General features: G+C 60.0%; 19 protein-coding genes. 8 read left to right on the forward strand and 11 right to left on the reverse strand.

What is annotated here, in order from left to right; translation table 11 throughout:
• Window positions 1-38: 38 nt before the first annotated feature.
• Entirely contained in the window at window positions 39-1364 is a 1326-nt protein-coding gene (locus tag KW841_RS19265; RefSeq protein ID WP_218479117.1) for an MFS transporter, read from the reverse strand.
• A 267-nt stretch (window positions 1365-1631) separates the two neighbouring features.
• Here KW841_RS19265 and KW841_RS19270 point away from each other — a divergent pair, with 267 nt between their 5' ends.
• Window positions 1632-2504: a LysR family transcriptional regulator gene (locus tag KW841_RS19270; RefSeq protein ID WP_218479119.1), complete on the forward strand. Its 873-nt coding sequence runs from the start codon at window positions 1632-1634 to the stop codon at window positions 2502-2504.
• Window positions 2505-2623: 119 nt separating this feature from the next.
• Here KW841_RS19270 and KW841_RS19275 read toward each other — a convergent pair whose 3' ends face one another.
• The gene (locus KW841_RS19275; protein WP_218479121.1) at window positions 2624-3487 is read right to left on the reverse strand and encodes a LysR substrate-binding domain-containing protein; all 864 of its coding nucleotides are present in this window, start codon (window positions 3485-3487) and stop codon (window positions 2624-2626) included.
• Window positions 3488-3596: 109 nt separating this feature from the next.
• Here KW841_RS19275 and KW841_RS19280 point away from each other — a divergent pair, with 109 nt between their 5' ends.
• The 3 genes from KW841_RS19280 to KW841_RS19290 all read left to right on the forward strand — a co-directional run bounded on the left by KW841_RS19280 (window position 3597) and on the right by KW841_RS19290 (window position 6499).
• Window positions 3597-4706 (forward strand): 2-aminoethylphosphonate--pyruvate transaminase, encoded by a 1110-nt coding sequence (locus KW841_RS19280; protein ID WP_218479124.1) that lies wholly within the window; start codon window positions 3597-3599, stop codon window positions 4704-4706.
• A 150-nt stretch (window positions 4707-4856) separates the two neighbouring features.
• Entirely contained in the window at window positions 4857-5684 is an 828-nt protein-coding gene (phnX, locus tag KW841_RS19285) for a phosphonoacetaldehyde hydrolase (RefSeq protein WP_007976965.1), read from the forward strand.
• Window positions 5685-5938: 254 nt separating this feature from the next.
• Window positions 5939-6499, forward strand: a complete 561-nt coding sequence (locus KW841_RS19290) for a cytochrome b (protein WP_104447826.1) — start codon at window positions 5939-5941, stop codon at window positions 6497-6499.
• A gap of 126 nt (window positions 6500-6625) precedes the next feature.
• On the opposite strand, the gene KW841_RS19295 is transcribed toward KW841_RS19290, so the two are convergent.
• The 5 genes from KW841_RS19295 to KW841_RS19315 all read right to left on the reverse strand — a co-directional run bounded on the left by KW841_RS19295 (window position 6626) and on the right by KW841_RS19315 (window position 14290).
• Window positions 6626-7552, reverse strand: a complete 927-nt coding sequence (locus KW841_RS19295) for a 1-aminocyclopropane-1-carboxylate deaminase/D-cysteine desulfhydrase (RefSeq protein ID WP_218479126.1) — start codon at window positions 7550-7552, stop codon at window positions 6626-6628.
• 94 nt (window positions 7553-7646) lie between these two features.
• On the reverse strand, window positions 7647-9686 hold the full coding sequence (locus tag KW841_RS19300; RefSeq protein WP_007976959.1) for an FAD-dependent oxidoreductase: 2040 nt from the start codon (window positions 9684-9686) through the stop codon (window positions 7647-7649).
• Window positions 9687-9914: 228 nt separating this feature from the next.
• On the reverse strand, window positions 9915-10301 hold the full coding sequence (locus KW841_RS19305) for a tautomerase family protein (RefSeq protein ID WP_218479129.1): 387 nt from the start codon (window positions 10299-10301) through the stop codon (window positions 9915-9917).
• Between the two features lie 47 nt (window positions 10302-10348).
• Window positions 10349-11806, reverse strand: a complete 1458-nt coding sequence (locus tag KW841_RS19310) for a coniferyl aldehyde dehydrogenase (RefSeq protein ID WP_218479130.1) — start codon at window positions 11804-11806, stop codon at window positions 10349-10351.
• Between the two features lie 108 nt (window positions 11807-11914).
• On the reverse strand, window positions 11915-14290 hold the full coding sequence (locus KW841_RS19315; RefSeq protein ID WP_218479132.1) for a crotonase/enoyl-CoA hydratase family protein: 2376 nt from the start codon (window positions 14288-14290) through the stop codon (window positions 11915-11917).
• A gap of 139 nt (window positions 14291-14429) precedes the next feature.
• Here KW841_RS19315 and KW841_RS19320 point away from each other — a divergent pair, with 139 nt between their 5' ends.
• Complete coding sequence (locus KW841_RS19320; protein WP_218479134.1) at window positions 14430-15395, forward strand: LysR substrate-binding domain-containing protein; 966 nt, start codon at window positions 14430-14432, stop codon at window positions 15393-15395.
• 4 nt (window positions 15396-15399) lie between these two features.
• On the opposite strand, the gene KW841_RS19325 is transcribed toward KW841_RS19320, so the two are convergent.
• Window positions 15400-16404 carry an AraC family transcriptional regulator gene (locus KW841_RS19325; RefSeq protein WP_218479137.1) on the reverse strand — a complete coding sequence of 335 codons (1005 nt, stop codon included), beginning with the start codon at window positions 16402-16404 and terminating at the stop codon, window positions 15400-15402.
• A gap of 132 nt (window positions 16405-16536) precedes the next feature.
• Here KW841_RS19325 and KW841_RS19330 point away from each other — a divergent pair, with 132 nt between their 5' ends.
• Window positions 16537-18123 carry a GMC family oxidoreductase gene (locus KW841_RS19330; protein ID WP_218479139.1) on the forward strand — a complete coding sequence of 529 codons (1587 nt, stop codon included), beginning with the start codon at window positions 16537-16539 and terminating at the stop codon, window positions 18121-18123.
• Between the two features lie 147 nt (window positions 18124-18270).
• Window positions 18271-18930: a MarC family protein gene (locus KW841_RS19335; protein ID WP_218479141.1), complete on the forward strand. Its 660-nt coding sequence runs from the start codon at window positions 18271-18273 to the stop codon at window positions 18928-18930.
• 70 nt (window positions 18931-19000) lie between these two features.
• Here the strand turns inward: KW841_RS19335 and KW841_RS19340 are convergent, their stop codons facing one another.
• From KW841_RS19340 to KW841_RS19350, 3 genes are all read right to left on the reverse strand, one after another.
• Window positions 19001-20713 carry an arylsulfatase gene (locus KW841_RS19340; RefSeq protein ID WP_218479143.1) on the reverse strand — a complete coding sequence of 571 codons (1713 nt, stop codon included), beginning with the start codon at window positions 20711-20713 and terminating at the stop codon, window positions 19001-19003.
• Between the two features lie 278 nt (window positions 20714-20991).
• On the reverse strand, window positions 20992-21438 hold the full coding sequence (locus tag KW841_RS19345) for a hypothetical protein (protein WP_007976942.1): 447 nt from the start codon (window positions 21436-21438) through the stop codon (window positions 20992-20994).
• Window positions 21439-21602: 164 nt separating this feature from the next.
• On the reverse strand, window positions 21603-22562 hold the full coding sequence (locus KW841_RS19350; RefSeq protein ID WP_218479145.1) for a LysR family transcriptional regulator: 960 nt from the start codon (window positions 22560-22562) through the stop codon (window positions 21603-21605).
• Between the two features lie 153 nt (window positions 22563-22715).
• On the opposite strand from KW841_RS19350, the gene KW841_RS19355 reads away from it, so the two are divergent.
• The gene (locus tag KW841_RS19355; protein ID WP_218479146.1) at window positions 22716-24752 is read left to right on the forward strand and encodes an alkyl/aryl-sulfatase; all 2037 of its coding nucleotides are present in this window, start codon (window positions 22716-22718) and stop codon (window positions 24750-24752) included.
• Window positions 24753-24791 lie beyond the last annotated feature (39 nt).

Below are 24791 nucleotides of genomic sequence, written 5' to 3' on the forward strand. Positions count from 1 at the left end.
CCGCCGATGATGTACACATCGGCGACGAGGACCAGGATTCAGGTACGCAGGGGTTTGATGTTCATCGCCCGATCGGGCGCGCAGGGATGCTTGGTTTTCAGGCCGCCGGGGCGGCTGTTCCAGTGCGGGATCAGCACCAGCGCCGAGAACATCGCGCAGCCGGCGAAAACAATGAACACGGTGACCGAGTCGAAGTAACCCGGCAGCAGTCCGCCGAGCACCGCCCCGACGGAACCGCAACCGTTGACGAACCCGGCCGCCGTCGCACCGGCCTTGGCCGTGCCGAAATCGATCGCCGCCGCGCCGCTGATCATCGAGTCCGGCCCGTAGAGGGTCAGGCCCATCACGAACAAGAGCGCCACCACCAGGACCACACTGCCGGTATGCAGGGCGCCCATGAACAATGCCAGGGTCACGGTGAGTGCCAACAGACTGAGTACGCAAGCCGGCATGCGCCGGGCGCCGAACAGTTTGTCCGAGGCCAGGCCGATCATGATCGGCCCGAGCAACCCGGCCAGTTCGAACGAAGTCGGAATGATCGCCGCACCGACCTTGCCCACCGAAGGCATCTGTTCGAAGACGATCACCGGTCCCCACAGCAGGATCGCGTAGCGCGCCGGTTTCAGCATGAAGTACGCCAGCCCCAGCACCAGTACCGTGCGGTTGCGCAGGATTTCCTTGAGTGGCACCCAGATACTGATTTTGCTTTGGGCAAGGGCTTCTTCAGCGGTCAGTTCGGGCTCCGGCTCCACAGCCGGCAAGCCGACGTCTTCAGGTTTGTTGCGCTGGAAAATAAAAAACAGCACGGCGACCAGCCCAACCACCGCCGCACTGGAAATGAACGCCGCATGCCAGGTGCCGATGAGCGTATACGCCCACCAGCCGGCAAACGGCGAGGCCACGAGCCCGCCAAAGGCGTAGCAGGAACTCCACAAGCCCAATACCCGACCACGCTGTTCGGAAGGAAAAAAACTGCCCAGGTTCTTGCACAATCCCGACCAGCCGGTGGACTGCGCCAGGCCTTGTATCAGCATGCAGGTCGCAAAAATCGGTAACGTTGCGAAATTGCCCATCACCAGCGCCGCGCCAGCGGAAATCAGCAAGCCGCCGAGCACCACCACCCGCGGCCCGAAGCGGTCGGCCAGGATGCCCCAGGTGAACTGGCCGACGGCGTAGGCCGTCAGGTAGATGGCATCGAGGTTGGCCATCGCCATTTTGTCGAGCATGAAGGTCGGGTCTTCGGCGATGCCGAGTTTGGCCACCGAGAAGGCTTTGCGGGTGAAGTAGAAAGCGGCGTAGGCGAGCCAGGTGATCGCGAAGATCTGCACGCGCCAACGCTTGATGGTGCCGATGTGCTTGTTCATTGTGGTTCTGACCTCAGGGTTTGAGTGTGCCGGCAGAATTGGAAGCAAACGCCTGTTTTTTTATTGTTGAGCACTGCGATATCGCCCTGTCCCTACGGCGGATACCGGTCAGATGAGTCCTGTTTTGCACGCCCAGGCTCATGGCACCCGCTGCGGTTCGACTGACCGGTCAACGGGGCTGAGAGTGATAAAAACAATTACTGTTTAATAAGTGAAATCGATTTATCGTATTTCCAAAATAAGCTTTGCTTGTTACTGGAGATATCGATGTCGGTTTCCCACGCCCAACTCAAAGCGTTCCATGCCGTTGCGGTACATGGAAGCTTTACCAAAGCCGCCGAGCGGCTATTTCTGACGCAGCCGGCGATTTCCGACCAAGTGCGCAAACTTGAAGAGCGCTACGGCGTTTTGCTGTTTCACCGCAACAAGCGTTCGGTACGCCTGACCGATCTGGGCGAGCGCCTGCTGAGCGTCACCCAGCGGCTTTTTGTGATTGAAGCCGAAGCCCAGGAACTGCTGCAGGATTCCCAGGCCCTGCAGACCGGCAGCCTGATTCTGGCGGTGGATGCGCCGGTGCACGTGCTGCCGCAGATTGCCCGATTCTGCGAACGCTACCCGGGGATCAGTGTGAAGATCGAAACCGGCAACACCGATGAGTCGCTGTTCCGACTGTTCAACTATCAGGCCGACCTGGCGTTGCTGGGCCGTGACGTCAGTGACGAACGCCTGATCTCCCTGCCCCTGCGCAATGACCCGATGGTGGCGTTCGTATCGCGCAATCATCCGTGGGCCGACCGTGAATCCATCACCCTCGCCGACCTCGATGACACACCGCTGGTGCTGCGAGAAATCGGTTCGGTGACGCGCCAGACCCTGGAGGAGGAAATGGCCGGCGCCGGGCTCCGCATTCGTCCGGCGATCCAGGTTGAAGGCCGGGAAGCCGCTCGTGAAGCGGTGGTGGTCGGGATTGGCATCGGCGTGGTGTCGGCGGCCGAGTTCGGCGCCGACTCCCGGGTGTGCGCCTTGCCGATTACCGATTGCAAACGCCGCCTGACTGAAACGCTGGTGTGCTTGCGCGAGCAGAGTTCGCGGCGAATCGTGGCGACGTTTCTTGAGATGGTTCGCGAGAGTCTTGTGTAGGCAGGTCCGCCGCCATCGCTGGCAAGCCAGCTCCCACAGGTATTGAGTCGTACACAAAATCGGCGAACTGGCATAAATCCCTGTGGGAGCTGGCTTGCCAGCGATGGCGGCGGACCTGCCTACGGAGTGGGCGCCAACCCCAAAAAAGCCTGAATCAACCGCAAATCCCGGCGCCGTTCCATGCACCCGATCATGTGCCGGTTCACCAATCCCTCACCAATGATCGGCACCGCCGCCACTCGCGGGTCGTGGCTGACTTCCACCGACGACACCACCCCCACCCCCAGTTCGGCGGCCACCGCCTCGGTCACCGCTTCGCGGCTGTCCAGTTCCAGCAGCACCCGCGGATTGACCCTGGCCTGGGCGCAAGCCTCATCGAAGGTGCGCCGGGTAATCGAACTCGGTTCACGCAGCACCATGATCACCTGATCCAGCTCCTTGAGCTGTACGCCTTGGGTCTTCTGCGCCCAAGGGTGCCCGTCGGGCACCAGCGCACAAATCCGTGATTCGTTCAGTGCCTGTAGATGCAAGCCCTTGCGCGGCTCGACTTCGGTCAGCACCGCCACGTCGGCATGTTCAGACAGCAGCGCCGCCAGGGTTTCCTGGGCGTTGCCCAGGCGCAGGTTCACCGTGATCCCCGGATAGCGCGCGCGCAGGCTGGCAAGCATCGGCATGACCATGTGCGGACCGTCCGCCGCCACCTCCAGGCGCCCGGTCAGCAATTGCCGGTTGGCTTCGAGCATCACCTGCGCCTCTTCGGCCAGGCCGAACATCGCCCGGGTGATCGCCGCCAGCTTGGTGCCCTCCTCCGTCAGTTCCACGCGCCGGGCGGTGCGGCGCAGCAGGGTGATCTGGTAGTGCTCTTCCAGCGCCTTGATATGCCCGGTGACCGCCGGCTGGCTGATGAACAGCCGCGCCGCCGCCCGGGTAAAACTGCCTTCCCGGGCCACGGCATCGAAGGCGCGGAGCTGAAACAGGTTCATGAATAACCCTCACTGATGGCTAGCATAACAATAAACAATTTGATTGATAGCTCGGCAAATTGCAATTTAAGCCCCGTAGCTTCATCCCATCGAATGCGAGGACACGAACATGAGTGCTGCCGAACCCATCCTGCTCACCCCCGGCCCGTTGACCACTTCGGCCCGCACCCGCCAGGCGATGATGATCGACTGGGGTTCATGGGATGACCGCTTCAATCAACTGACCGCCAGTCTCTGCGAGCAATTGCTGGCGATCGTCAATGGCGCCGCCACCCACCACTGCGTGCCCTTGCAAGGCAGTGGCACCTTCGCCGTCGAGGCCGCGATCGGCACCCTGGTGCCTCGCGATGGCAAGGTTCTGGTACTGATCAACGGCGCCTACGGCAAACGCCTGGCGAAAATCTGCGAAGTGCTGGGCCGTTCCTTCAGCACCTTCGAAACCGCCGAAGACGAACCGACCACCGCTGCCGACGTCGACCGCCTGCTGCGCGCCGACGACGGCATCACCCACGTCGCCCTGATTCACTGCGAAACCAGCACTGGCATCCTAAATCCGCTGCCGGAGATCGCCCAGGTCGTCGCGGGACACGGCAAGCGCCTGATCATCGACGCCATGAGTTCCTTCGGTGCCTTGCCGGTGGACGCGCAACAAGTGCCGTTCGACGCCCTGATCGCCGCCTCGGGCAAATGCCTGGAAGGCGTGCCAGGCATGGGTTTTGTCTTCGCTCGCAAAGAATCCCTGGCCAGCGCCGCCGGCAACTCGCATTCGCTGGCGATGGACTTGCAGGACCAGCACGCCTACATGGCCAAGACCGGCCAGTGGCGCTTCACCCCGCCGACCCACGTGGTTGCGGCGCTGCACGAAGCCCTGCTGCAATACAACGAAGAAGGCGGCTTGCCGGCCCGGCACGAACGCTACGCCGCCAACTGCCAGGCACTCATGGAGGAGATGGGCAACCTGGGGTTGCGCAGCTTCCTGCCGGCGGCCATTCAGGCGCCCATCATCGCCACCTTCCACGCCCCGAAAGATCCGCGCTACCAGTTCAAGGAATTCTACGAGCGGGTCAAGGCCAAGGGTTACATCCTCTACCCCGGCAAACTGACCCAGGTCGAAACCTTCCGCGTCGGCTGCATCGGACATGTGCAACCGGCCGAGATGCGCGAAGCCGTGGCGGCGATTGGCGAGGTGTTGCGCGAGATGGAAGTGCTGGAGATCTAACCCACACCGCATTCCCCCTGTGGGAGCGGGCTTGCCCGCGATTGCGGTCTGACATTCGATGTCGACTGACAGGGCCCCATCGCGGGCAAGCCCGCTCCCACAGGTAACGCGAACTACCGAATAGCTCGTTCTCACAGGAATCCAAACACCATGAACTACTCCAACCCTAGCAAACTCCAGGCCGCCATCCTCGACTGGGCCGGCACCGTGGTCGACTTCGGCTCCTTCGCCCCGACGCAGATTTTCGTCGAGGCGTTCGCCGAGTTCGACGTCCAGGTGTCCATCGAAGAAGCCCGTGGCCCGATGGGCATGGGCAAGTGGGACCACATCCGCACCCTGTGCGATCTGCCGGAAGTTGCCGAGCGTTATCGCAAAGTCTTCGGCCGCACGCCGACCGACGACGACGTCACTGCGATTTACCAGCGTTTCATGCCGCTGCAGATCGAAAAAATCGCCGAACACTCGGCGCTGATTCCGGGCGCTCTGGAGACCATCGCCAACCTGCGCGAGCAAGGGATCAAGATCGGCTCCTGCTCCGGTTATCCGAAACAGGTCATGGACAAGGTGGTCGAACTGGCTGCCACCAACGGCTATGTGGCCGATCACGTGGTGGCCACCGACGAAGTCCCGAATGGCCGTCCATGGCCGGCCCAGGCGCTGGCCAACGTCATCGCCCTGGGCATCGACGATGTCGCCGCGTGCGTGAAGATCGACGACACCGTGCCGGGCATTCTCGAAGGTCGCCGCGCCGGCATGTGGACCGTGGCGCTGATCTGCTCGGGCAACGCCCTGGGCCTGGATTACGAAGGTTATCGCGCGTTGGGCAGCGACCAACTGGACAGCGAGCGCAAGCGCATCCATGCAATGTTCGAAGATTCGCGCCCGCACTACATGATCGACACCATCACCGATCTGCCGCAAGTGATCGCCGACATCAACAAGCGCCTGGCCAACGGCGAAATGCCGCAATCGAGCTAAAAACCGCACCGCCCTTGTAGGAGCTGCCGCAGGCTGCGATCTTTTGATTTTCGGCGTCATTGGGGACCTGAAGATCAAAAGATCGCAGCCTGCGGCAGCTCCTACAGGGGCCGATGCGTTTTTGCCGTCAATTACCTGATCCAGAGCATCCAGCGATCAATCACCTCAGGCAAACCCGGTGAAACAGGATTACAGTTAAGGCACACCGTCGAACAAGAGCGGTGGCTTTAAACCGGACCTCTGAGGAACACTGAATGCCGTGGAAAAACTCTGCCTCGCGCTACAGCACCGTATCGATCACGCTGCATTGGTTGATGCTGGTCCTGCTGGCGTTGGTTTACGCCTGTATCGAGTTTCGCGGGCTCTTTCCCAAGGGCAGTGGCGGGCGCACGCTGATCGTCGAATCACACTTCATGCTCGGCCTGACCGTATTCGTCCTGGTCTGGCTGCGATTGTTCGCACGCAGTCTTGGCCCGGCGCCGCAGGTCTTCCCCGCCTCGCCGCAGTGGCAAACGACGCTGGCCAGGCTGATGCACTGGGCGCTGTACATTTTCATGATCGTCACGCCGATTCTCGGCTGGCTGGTCACCAGCGCCAAAGGCAACCAGGTGATGTTCTACGGTTTCGACCTGCCGATGCCGATCGCGGAAAACAAGGACCTGGCCAAACAACTCCAGGACTGGCACGAGCTCGGCGGCACTATCGGCTATTGGCTGATCGGCCTGCATGCCGTGGCCGCGCTGTATCACCACTATGTGGTGGGCGATAACACCTTGCTGCGGATGATGCCCAAAGGCGAAACCCGCGATAGCTGAACTTGACGGCAACCCGAGATGTGGGAGCGAGCTTGCTCGCGATGGCGGTGTGTCAGTCGACAAATGTGCCGAATGCAATGCCCTCATCGCGAGCAAGCTCGCTCCCACATTGATTTGCGGTGCGTTTCAGGCTTGTGAATCAAACCCTCGTCGCCCCTGCAAGCCGCCGGAGTGGACGAAGATCAGCCGCGTGCCTGGAGCGAACTTGCCCGCAGTGACTTGTTGCTCGAGGGCCATGAGCGCCTTACCGGTGTACAGCGGCTCGAGGGGAATGCTGCTGGCCTGCCCGGTCTTTTCGATGAACTCAAGCAGCAGCGGATCGACCTTCGCGAAGCCGCCGCGACTGGCCTCAAACAGCTCATACGCCGCATCAACCACCCCCGCCTCCTGCACGATCCGCTCGACCAGCTGCGCCACCCCATGATCGTCAGGCACCGCCAGGGCACCGTACACCGGGTGATCCCCCGCTTCGGCGAGTACCAGGCCTGCCAGCGTCGTGCCGGTTCCGCAGGCCAGCCACCAGCCGTCGTAGTCGTTCCAGCCTAACCCAGTCAGTTGCGCACAAACCTGCGCCCGCAACTGCATGCACCCTCGTGCGCCGGGTAATCCGCCTCCACCTTCAGGCACCGGATGCAATGTCGGATACTGCGTTTGCCATGGCTGCCAAAAACCGGCCTCGTGTCGCGCCCGATAGCCGCCGTAACCCAGCCAGTGCAACTGCATGCCAAATGCCTGCAAATCCCTCACGGTCGGCGTTTCCTGAGGATGCCCGCGCAACAGGCCGACAGTGGCAAAGCCGAAACGCCTGCCCGCCGCCGCCAGGGCGTGGAGGTGATTGGAATGCGCGCCACCGAGACTGATGATGCCTTCGGCCCCCGCGCGGTCGGCGGCCTTCAGGTGCTCGATGAGCTTGAACCATTTGTTGCCGCTGATCAGCGGGTCGATCTGGTCCAGACGCAGGATGGCGACTTCGATGCCGGCATCTGTGAGCCAGTCGAGGTGGAGCGGTTCGAGGGGGGCCTGGGGTAGCCAGGTGTCGGGAGGGAGAAGCATCAATGCCGGCTCTGGGTGAAGAGCCGGCATGTTATCAGCTGACTTGTGGTGAGGGGGCTTGCCACAAGGTTTGGGAGCAGCCTGATTACGTGGATTACAACTGCGCCGCCAACCGCGAACCCTGATTGATCGCCCGCTTGGCATCCAGCTCTGCCGCGACGTCCGCGCCACCGATCAGGTGCACGCTCTGCCCCGCCGCCACCAGGCTTTCATGCAACTCGCGCAGCGGGTCCTGCCCGGCGCAAATCACGATGTTGTCGACTGGCAGTACCTGCGGCTCGCCGGTTTCGCCGATGCGGATATGCAGGCCTTCGTCGTCGATCTTCAGGTATTCAACGCTGTTGAGCATCTGCACCTGCTTGTTCTTCAGACCCGTGCGATGGATCCAGCCGGTGGTCTTGCCCAGGCCGTCGCCAACCTTGGACTTCTTGCGTTGCAGCAGGAACACCTCGCGGGCCGGCGCATGAGGTGCGGCCTTGATACCGGCAACACCACCGCGTGCTTCAAGGTGCGTATCGATGCCCCACTCCTTCCAGAACGCGGCGCGATCCTGGCTGGTAGCGACACCTTCATGAACGAGGAACTCGGACACGTCGAAACCAATACCACCGGCACCGATCACCGCGACACGCTTGCCGACCGGTTTGCGCTCCAGGATCACATCCAGGTAGCTCAGCACCTTGGCGTTTTCCACGCCAGGAATCGCCGGCACGCGCGGCGCAATGCCGGTGGCCAGGATGATCTCGTCGTAGCCGCCTTCGACCAACTGTGCCACGTCGACGCGGGTGTTCAGGCACACCTCGACGTTGGTGGTCTGCAGCTTGCGGTTGAAGTAGCGAAGGGTCTCAAAGAACTCTTCCTTGCCCGGAACGCGCTTGGCGATGTTGAACTGACCGCCGATTTCGCTGGCCGAATCGAACAGCGTCACCTGATGGCCACGCTCGGCCGCCACGGTCGCGGCGGACAAACCGGCAGGGCCGGCACCGACCACGGCGATTTTCTTCAGTTGCTGCACGGGCAGGTAATTGAGTTCGGTTTCGTGGCAGGCACGCGGGTTCACAAGGCAACTGGTCAGCTTGCCGCCAAAGGTGTGATCGAGGCAGGCCTGGTTGCAGCCGATGCAGGTGTTGATCTCATCGGCGCGACCTTCAGCGGCCTTGTTGACGAAATCCGGGTCGGCAAGGAATGGCCGCGCCATGGACACCATGTCGGCATCGCCCTCGGCGAGGATCTGCTCGGCGACTTCCGGCGTGTTGATGCGATTGGTGGTGATCAGCGGAATATTCACCGAACCCCGCAGCTTGGCCGTGACCTTGCTGAACGCCGCACGCGGCACTTTGGTGGCGATGGTCGGAATCCGCGCTTCGTGCCAGCCGATACCGGTGTTGATGATGGTCGCGCCGGCCTGCTCGATGGCCTTGGCCAGTTGAACGATCTCTTCCCAGGTACTGCCGCCTTCGACCAGGTCGAGCATCGACAGACGGAAAATGATGATGAAGTTCGGGCCGACCGCTTCACGCACGCGGCGAACGATTTCCACCGGCAGGCGCATGCGGTTTTCATAGCTGCCACCCCAACGGTCGGTACGGTGGTTGGTGTGGGCGGCGAGGAACTGGTTAATGAAATAACCTTCGGAGCCCATGATTTCCACACCGTCGTACTCGGCGGTTTGCGCCAGTACCGAGCAGGTGACGAAATCGCTGATCTGCTTCTCGATGCCTTCCTCGTCCAGTTCCTTGGGTTTGAACGGGTTGATCGGCGCTTGAATGGCGCTGGGTGCAACCTGTTTCGGGCTGTAGGCATAACGACCGGCGTGGAGGATCTGCATGCAGATCTTGCCGCCCGCGTCATGAACGGCACGGGTGACGATGCGGTGCTTGAGCGCTTCTTCTTCGGTCGTCAGCTTGGCCGCACCGGAATACACGCCACCTTCGTCGTTGGGGCCGATACCGCCGGTGACCATCAGGCCGACACCGCCACGGGCACGTTCGGCAAAGTACGCCGCCATGCGTTCGAAACCACCCGGTTTCTCCTCAAGGCCCGTGTGCATCGAACCCATCAGGGTGCGATTGCGCAGCGTGGTGAAACCCAGGTCCAGCGGAGCCAACAGGTGCGGGTATTGAGCGGCGGTCATCGGTAACTCCACATCGATCGATCACGGAAAGTGCAGGAGCTCTACGGCCCCCGTCAGTCATGTTCGACAGACTAAGAGCCGCGACGCCGTCGCTCAATGACCGTAACTGACAACTTAATGATCGAAATGTGCAGCAACAGGCGGCGACTGGGAAATAGCTGCTACACCAGCGGATGCCTGCCTGACCATCGCGAAAATGCGCAAATGTTTTCGTCGCAGAGAAGCGTGTCATGCACCTTCAGGGGGCAGTTCCGGCTCCGGAAAAATATGACCGCCTTCCATGGCCCATGAAGCGGGAATGTCGACCACTGCCACGACCACTGCATTCGCATCGGCCCCGGTGACGGCCATGTAAACGTCGGTGATTGCGCGCAGGATGGCGTGGCGCGTCGCCTGTGATCGTCCTGCACGGATCTGGCCGCGAATTATCGCGGGGGTCGCGACTTGGCCGGCGGTGAATGCGCTTCCCGCTTCAAGCTCCTTGAACAGCACGTGCACGTAGCTGGCCGGCGCGCCCGTCTCCTGGGTGTGAATGGAAGTGATGGACTCGGCCAGCGATTGGCGTTGACGCTCGCTGAGCGTTCCCTTGACGGTCTGGCATTCATAGAGGGGCATGGAAAACTCCATTGAAGACGTTATGCAACAGTCAGGTACACAGGGCTTCAGCCCTTCAACTTGATGATCAGTTCGATCAGCTTGTTGGGCTTGAGCGGTCCCTTGTCGTAGGGCGGCAGCATCATCCTGGTGGCGGCGAAGAAGCCCTGACGATAGACGGGGCGCATTTTGGAAAAGGTCTGAAAGCCTTCGTAACCGTGGTAATGGCCCATACCGCTGGCGCCGACGCCGCCGAAGGGCATGTCGTGCTGAGACACGTGCAGCAGCGCGGTGTTGATGCACACGCCGCCCGACATGATGTGGGTCACGTAGTAGTCCTGCAGGGCGCGGTCCCTGGTGAAGGGATACAGCGCCAGTGGTCTGTCGTGCTTGTTGATATAACCGGCCACTTCTTCGCGGCTGGTGTAGGTCTTGACCGGCAGCAGCGGGCCGAAGATCTCGCGCTGCATGATGACCATGTCGTCGCTGACGTCGAATACCAGGGTCAGCGGGAATTTGCGCAGGGTCTTGTCCGGCGCCTGGCCGGGGAAAAGATTGACCACGCGCGCGCCCTTGGCCACAGAGTCATCCAGCGTGGCCTGCATGCGGTCATAGGCGCGCTGGTCGATCATGGACGTGTAATCGGCATGATTGATGTCGGGGTATCGCTCGGCTATTACCCGCTGGGCTTCGCGCTCGAAGTCGGCCTCGGAGCCGGCGGGAATGAAGACGTAGTCGACGTTGGTGCAGATCTGGCCCGCGTTGAAGGCCTTGCTCCACATGATGCGATCGACGGCCAGGGTCATCGGGAAATCCGGCGCGACCACGGCGGGTGATTTTCCGCCCAACTCCAGTGTCACCGGGGTCAGGTTGCGCGCAGCGTTCGCCATCACGGCGCGGCCGGTCTGACCCGAACCCGTGAAGAACAGATGATCGAAGCGGATCGAGGAAAAAGCCGGGCCCACCGAGCCATTGGCGCCGCTGTCTTCGAAGAACTGAAGCTGTTGCGGCGGGAAGTATTTCGGTGTGATGGACATCAGAAGACGCGTCAGGTTGTTCGAGTTTTCCGACATCTTGACCATCGCCCGGTTGCCGGCGGCGAAGATGGCGGTGAGTGGCCCGAACGACAGCAGCAGCGGAAAATTCCAGGGTACGATCACGCCGACCACGCCCAGCGGTTGGGGAATGACGCGGTTGCTGGAGGTGGGGTAGACAATCAGATCGATGTGGCGTTTCTGCGGTTTCATCCACTTCTTCAGGTGCTTGATGGTGGACTTGATATCTCCCAGCACGACGAAAAACTCGGCGAACAGCGTCTCGAAGGTGGAGCGGTTGCCGTAGTCCTGGTTGATCGCTTCGATCAGTGCCTGGCGGTTGTCTTTCAGCATCCGCGCCAACTTCTTGAGGTCTTCCACGCGCTGGGCATGGCTGCGCTCGGGCGTGGCGAGGTAGGCAGCGCGTTGGTGCTCGAAGCAGGATTGCATGGCGGGGGGAGCGATGGGCTGGGCAATATTCAGGGCACTCATGCCGAGGTCCTTGTGTAGTGATTGAAAAGCGGCAAATGGGGTTGGCTACGCGTGTCGCGCAGCCGCCCCCCTCCTATTGCAAAGGATTCAATGCCTCAGGTGTGGCGCTCACGCGTCCTTGAAGTTCGGCGCTCGTTTTTCCAGGAAGGCTGCAGCGCCTTCCTTGAAGTCTTCTGCGCCGGTCAACCGGGCGACTTCACTGAGCAGTGTTGCAAGCGCCGCCTCGGGGCCTTTTTCACGGGCCAGGCGCACCGACGCAAGCGCTGCTTTAACACCGGACGGTGAGTTCTGCGCAATCAGCCGTGCGAATTCGAAAGCGCGCGTCATCAGCTGGCTCTGCGATACGACTTCTTGCACCAGCCCCATCCGGCAAGCGGACTGAGCATCGAACTCCTCCGCCGTCAGGATGTAGCGAAGCGCGTTACCGAGACCGATTTTTGCCGGCAAGAACACGGTGGCCCCCCCGAACGGGAACAACCCGACTGCCACCTCGCGTTGAATGAACGTGACATCCTGCGCGGCGATAACAATGTCCGCCGCTGCCGCCAACTCCACCCCCAGGTTCATGCACTTGCCATGAACAGCGAGTACCACCGGCTTGCTCCGACGGCGAACGGTCGGGTCGATTTCGAGCATATCCACCAACGATGGATCGCCGATACGCAACTCTCCCCGCGCGGCGAGAGGCGCAGAACTGACGATGTCCATGCCCGAAGTGAAGACCAGGCCATTGGCATGCAACACCGCACAACGCAGGCCTGGATCGTCTTCGTAGATCGCCATGGCCTTGGCCAGGCCGATGAACATGTCGCGGTCGAAGGCATTCATCTTGCGCGGACGGTCCAGGCAGATCGACAGCACATTGCCGTGGCGTGTGACTACGACCCGATCCTCAAGGCGGTCGCCGGACGCGGCATGGGTTTCGCGTTTTTCGCGCTCGCGCAGTACCAGGATCCGCCGCAGGATTTTCCCTGCCGGGTTCTTCGGAATGGCGTCGATGAACTCGATGTCGCGCAGTTTCTTGTAGGGGGTTACACGCTGCGCGACGAAGTCGATCAGTTCGGCTTCTGTCACAGGTGAGCGCAGCACAACGAAGGCTTTGGGCACCTCACCGGATTCGGTGTCAGGGCTGGGCACGACGCCGGCATCGGCCACCGCAGGGTGCATCAACAACACACTTTCGAGTTCGACCGGGCTGATCTGGAAGCCTTTGAACTTGATGAACTCTTTGGCGCGGTCGATGATTCGCAGATTGCCATGCTCATCGATCCGGCCTACATCTCCGGTTCGCAGCCAGCCCTGCGCATCGATCGTTTCGGCGGTTGCCGCCGGATTATTGAAGTAGCCGAGCATCACGTTGGGACCGCGTATCAGCAGCTCGCCATCCGCACCTGGCGCCACGTCCTGGTTGCCGCCGATTTCCACGACCCGCACCTCGATGCCATGCATCACCCGGCCGACCGAACCTTCGGCCTCTTTCGGCATGCCTGGCTCGGAAACAGCGCCGGTGGTGGTGGATTCGGTAAGGCCCCAGCCGTTGAGCACCGGTACTTTCAGCCGATCGGCGGCGCTCTTCAGCAGGTCGGCGCTGATGGGCGAGGCACCGGAGATGGCCAGGCGCAGGCTCGACAGGTCGAAGTGATCGACCAAAGGATGCTTGGCAAACTGCAAGACAACCGGAGCAACGACTGGAGCGACAGTGATTTTGTAGTCTTGAATCACGCGCAAAGTCACTTCCAGGTCGAGCGCGGGCAGCACGATCAAGCGCGCGCCCTGAGAAAGCGCCGAGCCTATGAAGCTGGTTTGTCCATAGATATGGAAGAACGGCAGCGCCGCCAGGATGGTGTCGGACTTGCGGAAAACCTGGGCGGCGGTCACCTGCTCGGTCGCCGCAACGTAGTTGCGATTGCTGAGCATCACCGCCTTGGGGAAGCCGCTGGTGCCACTGGAGAACATCAGGGCCAACAGGTCTTTTTGCAGATCACGGCAGCGCTCTTCGGCCAGAGGCTTGCCCACCAGCAACGAGGCAAACGGCGTGAGGCCCGCGGACTCACCCAGCACGAAAATCTCTTTCAACGGCAACGTGATCAAGGTGTCGCGCAGCCTTTCGAAGACTTGCGGGGTGACGATCACACGCGTGGCCCCCACCAGCTTGAGGAGTTCTCGCACGTCCTCTGGTGAGGACATGGGATTGAGTGTGGAGTACACGCCGCCGGCGAAGGCTATACCGTACAGAGCCACCGGGAACCAAATGCTGTTCGGCGCGATGATGGCGATGACCTCGCCAGGCTCCAGACCGTGCTCTATCAGGTTGGCGGCAAGCACGCGCACATGCCGGGACAGTTCGGCGTATGTCAGTTGTTCACCGCTCAGCCCGTCGATCAGCGCCGGGTTGTCTGCGTAGTGTTGGATTCGCTCCAGAAATAGCCCGGCGAAGGAACCGACGGGTACTTCCAAAGGCCTTTGCGACAGAAATGAATTCATGTATTTACCCCGCTCGTGGTATTGGTCATCGCGTGTTCCGAGGCACGTTGGTGCGCCTTAGGGGTCATCGACTCGTGAACCACAGTACGAGCGGGGTCGTGAGCTCGACAAACGACATTGGTTTTACTTGGATGACAAAATGTCACGTGAAAAGAAGATCCTCATCCCTGCGGAAAGTGTGCGACAGCTGCCCGCGCTCAATGCTTTTGAAGCCGCTGCGCGGCTGGGCTCCTTTCAAGAGGCCGCGACGTTCCTGCACCTGACGCCTTCGGCAATCAGTCACCAGGTTCGAAGGCTGGAAGGCGTATTGGGTGTGGCGCTTTTTGTTCGACGCAATCGGCAAATCGAACTGACCGAAAGCGGCCGCAAGCTGCAGCTTCACGTCAGCCGGGGGCTGGCCGAGATTTCTATCGGGCTTCAGGCCGTCAAACAAGCCAGTGACACCAGCCCTTTACGCATCAGCGTGGCGCCCAGTTTCGCGGCGACCTATCTGAGTGCGGGCATGGCGCAGTTCGAACGTGAGAATCCGGACATCACCGTGCATATGGAGTTTTCATCCAGGGTGGCCGATCTGGAAGCCCGCGAGCTGGACATCGCCATTCGCCACACCACGCAAACCCGATTCAACGTATTTTCCGAAAAACTGGCGGATGTCTCCGGTGCGCCTGTCTGTGCACCGCAAATAGCGGCAAGACTCGTTGCCGGGGAGCGTATCGAGAGTATCCCTCGCATTACGCTAGCCCAGGCACCTGGGGTCTGGACACTTTGGAATCAAGCCGCCGGACGCATGGACGTCCCGCCACAGCGTGAGCTGCTTTTTGAAAGTCTGAGTGATGGCCTGCAGGCGGCCATTGACGGTCACGGATTGATGATGGCTCCGCTGGGGCTAATCGAAAAGCACCTGAAGAATGGCCAATTGGTCCTGCCTTTCAAGGAGAAGCTTGAGCGAGTGTCGGCCTACCGCCTGCTGTGTCTCAATGGCAATGAGATGTCTCCCAAAGTCTTGCGGCTGCGGCGCTGGCTAAAGGCTGTGATTCGCAATAGCGGCCATTTCGGCGACGGTCTCGATGTCGCCAGCCATCAGGTCCCGCGCGAAGATCGATAACCTTTCATTCGAACAACTGACGACGCCTGGCTCCCGGCGACATGGAAAACCAGCGCTGGCAAGCGCGATTGAACACGCTCTGTTCGCTATAGCCGAGCAGACCGGCAACCTGGGACATCGGCATGTGCCGCTCCGCCAGATAGTGGTCGGCACGGTCACGCCGCAGGTTCTCGACGATTTCATCGAAGCTTCGCCCCTGCTCGGCCAGCCTTCGCTGCAACATACGCACGTGCATGCCCAGTTGCTCGGCAATCAATGGCAAACGGCAACGCTGTATCGGCATCATGCGCAAGACCAGGCGCTCGACCTGGCTGACAACATCCGACGTCGCTTGCAAGTCGAACTGCTGGAAATACTGTTCCAGTGCGCGATGCAGGTAAGGGGCTTGCTGTTCGATCCGCTGATTGAGTTGTTCGTCACGAAGTACCAAGGCGTTGCAGGATTGACCGGTGCACACCGCAGTTTTGAAATAGCGCCGGTACCGTGCTTGAGCCACTGAGTGATTGGCGGAAAACAGAACGGCCTGGGCAACGAAGTTGTCGCCATACAGCAGCTTCATACCGTTATGCGCCACCCCCATTGCCAGCTCCACCATTTGCCGTCGCGGGGTCGGCCCAGTCAGGCGGATGTCGATCAACAGGCGCGGCGCGTGGTTCTCGCTGAGGTCCAGATCAAGCTGGATGCCCGGGCTGTGGTAGCCGATGAAACGGATGATTTGCTCCAGCGCCTCCCCTGCCGTTGCGCACGTTCGAGCGATGACCGCAATCGGCCCCAAGACGTGCAAGTCCTGGTACTCGGCCATGCGCAAGCCAAAGTCAGGGCAGTCCAGCTCTCGTGCGGCAAACTCCAGCAGCCCGACCAGCGAACGCAACGGCACCCGTGCTTCCTCGTCCATCAGCACGTCCGGATGGATGCGGAAGCGCTCAAGCATGAGGTCAGCTTGCCCGCCGAGCTGGCTTGCCACCTCACGGAACCCGGTAAACGAGCTTGTTCGGATCAATGTAGTCATGTCGTCAAAGATCAAATAATTGGCATGAGAGGTCAATAATTTTCTACCGCCTTCAGCCAACAATCGGTCCCAGGTACCTTTGTTGCTTCCTGGTGAAGCAGCCCCTGTTCGCTCGCTCGGGATCATTGTGTGATGGAATTCGACTACGTAATCATTGGTGCCGGTTCAGCCGGCTGTGTCCTGGCCAACCGCTTGAGTGCAAATCCCGATATCACGGTATGTCTGCTGGAAGCCGGTCCGGAAGACCGCTCGCCATTGATCCATGCCCCGGTGGGCGTCGCGGCGATCCTGCCGAGTCGACACGTCAACTGGGCATTTCACACAGTACCGCAACCCGGCTTGAACGGGCGTCGCGGCTACCAGCCACGCGGCAAGGTCCTGGGCGGAAGCAGCTCGATCAACGGCATGGTGTACATCCGTGGCCACCACAGTGACTTCGACGATTGGCAGGCGCTGGGCAACCCCGGCTGGTCGTTCGCCGATGTACTGCCGTACTTTCGCAAGAGTGAGATGAGCCACCGCGGCGCATGCGACTATCACGGGGCGCAAGGCGAACTCTATGTCGGCAGGAACCCGATGCATCCCGTCACGCAAGCGTTCATCGAAGCGGGGCAGATGGCCGGACACCGCCACAATCCCGATTTCAATGGTGTCGACCAGGAAGGCGTCGGCCAGTTCGATGTGACGATCCGCGACGGTCGGCGCTGGAGCACGGCCACCGCGTTCCTCAAACCGGTTCGACACCTGCGCAAGAACCTCACGGTGCTGACGTCGGCTGCGGCCGAACGCATTGTGCTCGAAGGCAAAAAAGCCGTCGGTGTCGAGCTGCGCCTCAAGGGCAATCGCCAGACCATAAAAGCACGCCGGGAAATCCTGCTCAGTGCCGGTTGTTTCGGCAGCCCACAATTGCTGATGCTCTCGGGGATTGGCCCGCAAGAGGAACTCAAACCCCAAGGCATCACGGTGCAGCACGAACTGCCCGGTGTCGGGCAAAACCTTCAGGACCATCCGGATGTCGTGCTCAGCTACAGGAGCCAGGATACGTCATTGATGGGTGTCTCACTGCGCGGCAGTGTGAAGATGGGCAAGGCCTTGATCGACTATGCCCGTCATCGGCGCGGCCCTTTTGTGAGCAACTTCGCCGAAGGTGGCGGCTTCCTGAAAACCGATGCCAAACTTGCACGCCCGGATATCCAGCTGCATTCGGTGATCGCGATGATCGACGACCACAACCGCAAGCTGCACTGGGGTCACGGCTTCAGTTGCCACGTCTGCGTGTTACGGCCCAAGAGCACCGGCAGCGTCGGCCTGCAATCAAACGACCCGAGCGCCCCACCGCGCATCGACCCGAACATTCTCGGGCATGACGACGATGTCGAGACCCTGCTCACGGGCTACCGCATGACCCGGAACATCATTCAACAAGCGCCGATGGCGCGTTATGGCTTGAAGGATATGTTCAGCGAGGGCTTGTATGGCGATGAACAGCTGATCGAACTGTTGCGCCAGCGTACCGACACCATTTATCACCCGGTCGGTACCTGCAAGATGGGCAACGACGAACATGCGGTGGTGGACAGCCAATTGCGCGTGCATGGCATCGAGGGGCTGCGGGTGGTGGATGCCTCGATCATGCCGACGCTGGTGGGCGGCAACACCAACGCCGCTTCAATCATGATCGCCGAACGCGCGGCGGACTGGGTGTCCGCGAGCAGGTGATCCTGCTGTCGAATCGACCTTCGGCGTTGCTGCCGGAGGTCAGCGGTTTGGGTACACAGGTTCCGAACAGTGCGGCAGTGGTTTGAGGTGATTTGCTCCTGATCAGCTAAGGTAACTGGGTCAACCACCCGTTTGGGCAGATCAGCAATGAACTCATACCTCACCCTGTTCTTCGGTATGTTCACTACCCTGCTGGCAATCATCAACCCACTGGAAGCCATCCCGGTATTCCTGGGTCTGCTGCAGGGCAAAGACTCTTCCGAACAGCGCCGCGTTGCACGCAAAGCCTGTCTTTACGCATTGCTGTTGATGTTCTTCTTTTTGATCTTCGGCAACCTGCTGCTGCGTTTGTTTGAAGTTCCGCTGAGTATGATTCGGGTGGTCGGCGGGGTGATCCTGATGCGGATCGGGTTCGAGCTTTTTGCGCCCTCCCCCGACAGCAGCCTGATTCCAAGCGGGGGCAAAGGCGACGAGGACGTATCTTTCATCCCCATGGCCATGCCGATCATGTTCGGTCCCGGGGCCATTGCCACGGTGATCGGCCTGACCAGCACCATCAAGGACTCCGACCGCGCTGTACTGTCCTTTGCCGTCGTGGCGCTGGCGATCTGCGCCACCATGCTGGTCACTTACCTCTCGTTGGCCTACGCCAACAACATCCTCAAAAAGATTGGCCCGCAAGGCATCGATGCCGCGACCCGCATCGTCGGCTTCTTCGTTTCGGCGATGGGCGTGGGCCTGATCTTTCACGGGACGGTGGAGTTTCTGCAGTCCTATGGGGTACTGCTCAACGGTGTAACGAAGTAGGACTGCAAAGCTCTCATGCAAAAAAACGGGCGCCTGTTTGGGGCGCCCGCACGGCTGATCAGTCACGGTGTCAATCGTGTCCGTTATGACCGTTCTGCTTCATGGCTTTGAGGATGCCGTCCAGATTGTAGGTTTCCGGCGCCTGCATGGGCGGGAAGTCCTTGTATGACATCAGCTCCTTCTCCCAGAGCAACTGTCCGATCGGCAGCATGTTCCAGTTGTAGATATAGGCGTTACCCGGTGAGCCCAAGGCACCGCCATAGCCCGTGATGGACTTCGCGTCGGCACCGACCGTTGTTTCAAAAGGGTCGCGCTTGAGGTTGAGCAGTTGGGTCCAGTGGAAGGTGGTCGCGCCATACAACCCGCCCGTCGCGGTATCCGGCACCATGGTGTAGTACATCTTCCAGTTCTTGTAGCGCACCGCCGAAGGTTGCGAGCCGGTGTAGTAGAAGAAGGTGTCGCGCGCCGACTTGTCGGACTTGCCGGTCAGGTAGTCCGTCTGATCCACGCCATCGAGCTTGGTCTTGACGATGCCGGGGTAATTGCCCGCCATGATCTGCTCGTTCAGCTCATTGCCCTTCTTGCCGCCAGCGATACTGACCAGTGTCGGCACCCAGTCGAGCGAGGCAAAGATGTCGGTGAGGACCGTGCCTGGCTTGATCACCCCGGGCCAGCGGATGACCAACGGAGCGCGCATGCCACCCTCCCAGGTGGTCAACTTGCCGCCTTTGAACGGGGTTGTACCGCCGTCCGGGAAGGTAATGGTTTCCGCACCGTTGTCGGTGGTGAAGACGACAATGGTGTTGTCCAGTTGGCCCATGTCCTCGAGTTTCTTCAGGACATAACCAATATTGTCGTCCAGTTGCTTCATGCCTGCTTCGTTGGTGCCCCAGTCTTTTCCGCCGGGCTCACCGACCATGGCGTCATACTTGGGTGGCAGCACCGTGGTGATGTGCATGCGTGCCGGGTTGTACCAGACAAAGAAGGGTTTATTGGTCTTCTTCGGATCGTTGCGGTCGAGGAAGTCGATGACCTTGGCGGAGATTTCTTCATCCACGGACTTCGAGCGTTCCAGCGTCAGCGGCCCTTCGTCCTTGCATGTGGTGTTCTTCTGCGTACCGTCGCTGGAGACGCAAGACATGACCGGACGAGGTGGCGTCAGGCAGGTGCCTTCCCGCGGATCGATGGCGCCAGGCACATCCGGCAGCCCGTTGATCGGTGTGGCCTTACACGGTGGGGCGATGCCCTGCACCTGCGGCGTCTTGTTGATATCGACAAAGCTCACGCCCTGCATCGCATCGAGGTGATAGAGGTAACCCCAGAATTCCTGGAAGCCGTGGGATGTCGGCAGCGCTTCGAAGTTGTCGCCCAGGTGGTTCTTGCCGAACTCACCAGTGGTATAGCCCAGATCCAGCAAAAACTTGGACAGTGCAGGGGTGCCAGGGCGCAGCCATGACGGGCTGCCGGGCAATTGCGGTGGAATCATGCCGGTACGCAGCGGGTGCATCCCGGTAAAGAAAGCGTTGCGCCCCGCCGTACAACTCTGCTCGGCGTAGTAGGTCATGAATTTCGCGCCTTCCTGGGCGATGCGGTCGATATTCGGCGTTTCACCCACCGCCAGGCCCTGGTGATAGATGCTCGGCTGCATCCAGCCGATGTCATCGGCCATGATGAACACGATGTTGGGTTTCTGATTGGCCGCTTGAGTCACTGTCGGCAGGCTGGCGCCAATTGCCAGACTGCTCAACGCCAATCCCGTCAGTACAAGTTTTCGCAGTTTCATGAACTTGATCCTCGTCCAGTTGATTCACATAACTACCCGTCTCGGATACGTCGTGCTCTCATCTCTCAAGGCTCAAAAACTGCAACTGCCCCCTCCTTATACTGACGCTCAATCCGTCATTCGGTGTGGCACTTTAAATATTGAGCTTTGACCGCAATGGCTTGTGGCCCTTGTCACGTACATCCCAATCCGGCCTATACCATTAACAGAAGGTGAGTGTAGACCCGCATTTACAAAGTGCGGGCCGCAAAGGCGCGTCCTATTGGCGTCACATCATGTCAGCGCTTTGCCTGGGCGACATCGCCACAAAAGATATCGACGCTGCCGTCTTCAGGTGATGTCCGTACGACGATGGAATATTTTCCGGAAAGCAACTCTGACGTTGCGATCGGCGCATTACGGTAAAAACTCCAGCCATTGGACCCGGCTTCATTTTTTGTATTGACCTTATCGTTCATTGCAAAAGCAACAGGTCCGGGTTGCTGACAGCTGCCTTTGTTGATGAAGGTGTAAATGCGCGGTGGCAGGAGGGTTCCGGTCGGAACGCCAGTGATATAGAAATCAAAATTGGTCTGGTTGCCTTCGGCTGTCAGGGTGGCGTTGCCCGTCTGGCCCGCATTGCGGTGGGTGGCAGCCAGAGGCAGATTCATTGAGTGGTTCGAAGCCGTGCTGCAACCGAAAAGACCTGCCATGAGTAGCGCGAGTGGAACGATGCGGGTATTCATAACAACCTCCAAAAGTGGAAGAAGTGCATGGGGGAACATTGGGTATAGCTCATTAATAAATGGGCTGTACCTCAATAAATCCGCATTGGACAACTTCGCACCTGTCACCCGGCGATCAGGCAAAAAACAGAAGAAACGCTGACAGTGTCATCTGCCCCTGGCTTTCACGCCTCCATGATCTTGACCAACAGACTTTCGCGCTGACAAACGTCGGCCTCCACTGCCCTCACTTCTTTCATGAACACCCCTACCGCGGGTGGCAGCGAACGTTCCTTGAGGTAAATGAAGCCATACCGGGTACGCAGTGCGAGGTCCTGAACGGGTAACGGCGCGATTTCTCCCGCCGACAATTCGCGCTCGAACGTCGACAGATTCCCCAGCGCCAGGGCGTTGCTGTTCTCGACGAACTTCACGATTTGCATGGGCACATCAATTTCGATGGCCGGTACGAAGTCCCCGGTCAGCGCATCATAGGCACCGGCGCAGCCCAGCGTTGCCGGAAGCAAGTGGGTCGCCAATCGCAAGGGAATGCGCGAGGCCACCCAGGGGTAATCAAGTGTTTGTGCCAATGTCAGAGGACGGTCTTGCCCAAGCAGCGGATGGTCCGGGCGACAGAACAGGCGGCCTTCATGCTCCCCCAACAGCTCGAAGGTGAGTTCTTCCCGGCCTTGCAACGTACTGATTTCAGCGATGCCCAGATCCACCACGCCGCTTGTGACCTGGTGAGCCACCTCCCGCCACCCGGCCACATGGGCCGTCACCCTTATTTGTGGATGCCGGGCATGCATCCGCGCGATGCCGGCGTAGCCGCTGATGATGCTGGGGTAAGGACCGAAAGCGACTTTCAGCGCGCCGATATCCCCGCCCGCCAGCAAGGCGATGTCACGCCGCAGATCCTGCTCTGCCACTAACAGGCGCCGACTCTTCTCCTGAAGCAAATGGCCAAATGCAGTCAGTACAACACCGTCGGTGCGTCGATCGAACAACGTGACCCCGAGTTCGCGCTCCAGCAACTGGATGCTTTTACTCAGCGCCGGTTGGGAAACACCCAGAGCCTTCGCGGCCCGGCCAAAGTGTGCGTGCTCGATCAATGCCAAAAACTGACGTAGACGGTTCGGCGTCATCTCATAACCTTTATGTTATCGAAAGACTTTAAAACGGAATTTTTCGGAATTAAATCAATATGCTATTCATGGCTCGACGGGTCAAGCCGAGAACGCAGAACACTTGCGTTGCCTTGACACCCCTGGACATTTCATCTGGCGCAGGAACCTTTCATGTACAACAAGACCCTCCATCTGGCACTGGCGATCACACTTGGCGGTGGCATCAGCCCTAGCGTTTTCGCGGCCGATGCAAACGGCGCAGCTTCCGATCCGGCTCCATCGCAAAACGTGCACTTCGACAGCAAGGGCAAGGCGCCTTCGTCCTACACGGTCGACATGCAGAACACTGTGCGCAAGTCACTTCCCTTTGCAGACAAGCGCGACCTTGAAGAAGCGAAAAAAGGCTTCATCGCCGCACCGCCCTACAAGAAGATCATGGCCGACGCCGGAAACGTCGCGTGGAACATGGGCAGCTACAACTTCCTGAATGAAGGCAAGGATTACGACAGCATCAATCCGTCGCTGCAGCGGCAGGCGGTGCTCAATACGGCCTATGGCCTCTATGAAGTCGTTCCGGACAAGATTTACCAGGTGCGCGGGTTTGACTTGGCCAATATCACCTTCATCAAGGGCGACACCGGCTGGATTGTCTTCGACACGCTGCTGTCGAAGGAAACCGCCAGGGCCGCCCTGGACTTCATCAACGAAAAACTGGGCAAGCGCCCGGTCGTGGCGGTGGTGATCTCCCACTCCCATGCCGATCACTTTGGCGGAATCCGCGGCGTGGTCGACGAGGCCGATGTGCGCAGCGGCAAGATCCCGCTGATTGCGCCGCAAGGTTTCATGGAGCATGCCGTGGCTGAAAACGTCTACGCCGGCAACGCCATGAACCGGCGGGCGTTCTTGCAATATGGTTTGCTGTTGCCGCACAGCCCCTACGGTCATGTCGACATGGCCATTGGTAAAAACGCTTCCAGTGGCAACATGGGGCTGATCGAGCCCAACCGTTACATTGCCAAGGATTTCGAAACCCTGACCATCGACGGTATCGAAATGGAGTTCCAGAGTACGCCCGGCACTGAAGCGCCTGCGGAGATGAATACCTGGTTCCCACAGTTCAAGGCCTTCTGGGCAGCCGAAAACATCACCGGCACCATCCATAACATCTATACCCTGCGCGGCGCCCTCGTCCGCGACCCGCTGGTCTGGTCGAAGAACATCAACAATGCCCTGTATCGCTACGGTCAAACGGCAGACGTCATGTTCGCCTCCCACAGCTGGCCACGCTGGGGCAACGAGCGGATTCAGGATGTGATGCGCGCGCAACGCGATGCCTATGCCAACCTGAACAACGCCGTGCTGCATGCCGCCAACCAGGGCGTCACCATCAACGAGATTCAAAACGTCTACAAATTGCCCGAAAGCCTGAAAAACAACTGGGCGACCCATAGCTACCACGGTTCGGAAGAGCACAACAGTCGCGCCGTGATCAACCGCTACCTGGGTTACTGGGATGCCAATCCGGCGACGTTGATGCCGCTGTCGCCGAAAGATTCGGCGCCGCTGTATGTGGAAATGATGGGCGGCGCCGACAAGATCATGGCCAAGGGTCAATCCTTGTTCGATCAGGGCAAGTACCGCGAAGCCTATGAAATCCTCAACAAGCTGGTGTATGCCGAACCGCAGAACAGCAAGGCCAAGGACTTGCTCGCGGATGTCTATGAGCAAGTCGGTTATCAGAAAGAAAGTGCTGGCGTGCGCAATAGTTTCCTTTCGGCAGCCTATGAACTGCGCCATGGCATGCCCAAGGGTGTGCCGCCAAAAACGGGTGGTGCGGACATGATCCGCGGCATGAGCACCGAGTTATGGCTCGAATACCTCGGCATTGCCCTGGATGGCAGCAAAGTCGCGGATCAACACTTCATCTTCAATCTCAAGACGCCCGATAACGGCGAGCAGTTCGTGGTGGAGTTGAGCAACTCGACATTGACCAATATCAAGGGGCAACAAGCCAGCAATGCCGACCTCACCATCACCCTTGACCGTGTTGATCTGGAAGGCGTGATGGCCCGCAAGACCGGATTTGAACAACTCGTCGCAACCGGCAAGGCCACCTTCGAAGGCAACCGCAAACCGTTCGAACTGTTAATGGCGGCGATCACCCCATTTACCCCGACCTTTGAACTACTGCCAGGCACCCAGCAGTAATCAACAACGGCGCGCGCTTCATCCTGCCTCGGGGTGAAG

It is taken from the genome of Pseudomonas sp. PDM28 (genome assembly GCF_019219115.1).
Classification (GTDB): Bacteria; Pseudomonadota; Gammaproteobacteria; order Pseudomonadales; family Pseudomonadaceae; genus Aquipseudomonas; species Aquipseudomonas laurylsulfatiphila.

What these genes read in the sequence shown, in the direction of transcription:
- KW841_RS19320 (WP_218479134.1), top strand. Translation starts at nt 14,430, where the DNA reads ATGTCACGTGAAAAGAAGATCCTCATCCCTGCGGAAAGTGTGCGACAG.
- KW841_RS19300 (WP_007976959.1), bottom strand. Translation starts at nt 9,686, where the DNA reads ATGACCGCCGCTCAATACCCGCACCTGTTGGCTCCGCTGGACCTGGGT.
- KW841_RS19315 (WP_218479132.1), bottom strand. Translation starts at nt 14,290, where the DNA reads ATGAATTCATTTCTGTCGCAAAGGCCTTTGGAAGTACCCGTCGGTTCC.
- KW841_RS19355 (WP_218479146.1), top strand. Translation starts at nt 22,716, where the DNA reads ATGTACAACAAGACCCTCCATCTGGCACTGGCGATCACACTTGGCGGT.
- phnX (WP_007976965.1), top strand. Translation starts at nt 4,857, where the DNA reads ATGAACTACTCCAACCCTAGCAAACTCCAGGCCGCCATCCTCGACTGG.
- KW841_RS19270 (WP_218479119.1), top strand. Translation starts at nt 1,632, where the DNA reads ATGTCGGTTTCCCACGCCCAACTCAAAGCGTTCCATGCCGTTGCGGTA.
- KW841_RS19265 (WP_218479117.1), bottom strand. Translation starts at nt 1,364, where the DNA reads ATGAACAAGCACATCGGCACCATCAAGCGTTGGCGCGTGCAGATCTTC.
- KW841_RS19295 (WP_218479126.1), bottom strand. Translation starts at nt 7,552, where the DNA reads ATGCTTCTCCCTCCCGACACCTGGCTACCCCAGGCCCCCCTCGAACCG.
- KW841_RS19330 (WP_218479139.1), top strand. Translation starts at nt 16,537, where the DNA reads ATGGAATTCGACTACGTAATCATTGGTGCCGGTTCAGCCGGCTGTGTC.
- KW841_RS19290 (WP_104447826.1), top strand. Translation starts at nt 5,939, where the DNA reads ATGCCGTGGAAAAACTCTGCCTCGCGCTACAGCACCGTATCGATCACG.
- KW841_RS19275 (WP_218479121.1), bottom strand. Translation starts at nt 3,487, where the DNA reads ATGAACCTGTTTCAGCTCCGCGCCTTCGATGCCGTGGCCCGGGAAGGC.
- KW841_RS19325 (WP_218479137.1), bottom strand. Translation starts at nt 16,404, where the DNA reads ATGACTACATTGATCCGAACAAGCTCGTTTACCGGGTTCCGTGAGGTG.
- KW841_RS19345 (WP_007976942.1), bottom strand. Translation starts at nt 21,438, where the DNA reads ATGAATACCCGCATCGTTCCACTCGCGCTACTCATGGCAGGTCTTTTC.
- KW841_RS19350 (WP_218479145.1), bottom strand. Translation starts at nt 22,562, where the DNA reads ATGACGCCGAACCGTCTACGTCAGTTTTTGGCATTGATCGAGCACGCA.
- KW841_RS19340 (WP_218479143.1), bottom strand. Translation starts at nt 20,713, where the DNA reads ATGAAACTGCGAAAACTTGTACTGACGGGATTGGCGTTGAGCAGTCTG.
- KW841_RS19310 (WP_218479130.1), bottom strand. Translation starts at nt 11,806, where the DNA reads ATGAGTGCCCTGAATATTGCCCAGCCCATCGCTCCCCCCGCCATGCAA.
- KW841_RS19280 (WP_218479124.1), top strand. Translation starts at nt 3,597, where the DNA reads ATGAGTGCTGCCGAACCCATCCTGCTCACCCCCGGCCCGTTGACCACT.
- KW841_RS19335 (WP_218479141.1), top strand. Translation starts at nt 18,271, where the DNA reads ATGAACTCATACCTCACCCTGTTCTTCGGTATGTTCACTACCCTGCTG.
- KW841_RS19305 (WP_218479129.1), bottom strand. Translation starts at nt 10,301, where the DNA reads ATGCCCCTCTATGAATGCCAGACCGTCAAGGGAACGCTCAGCGAGCGT.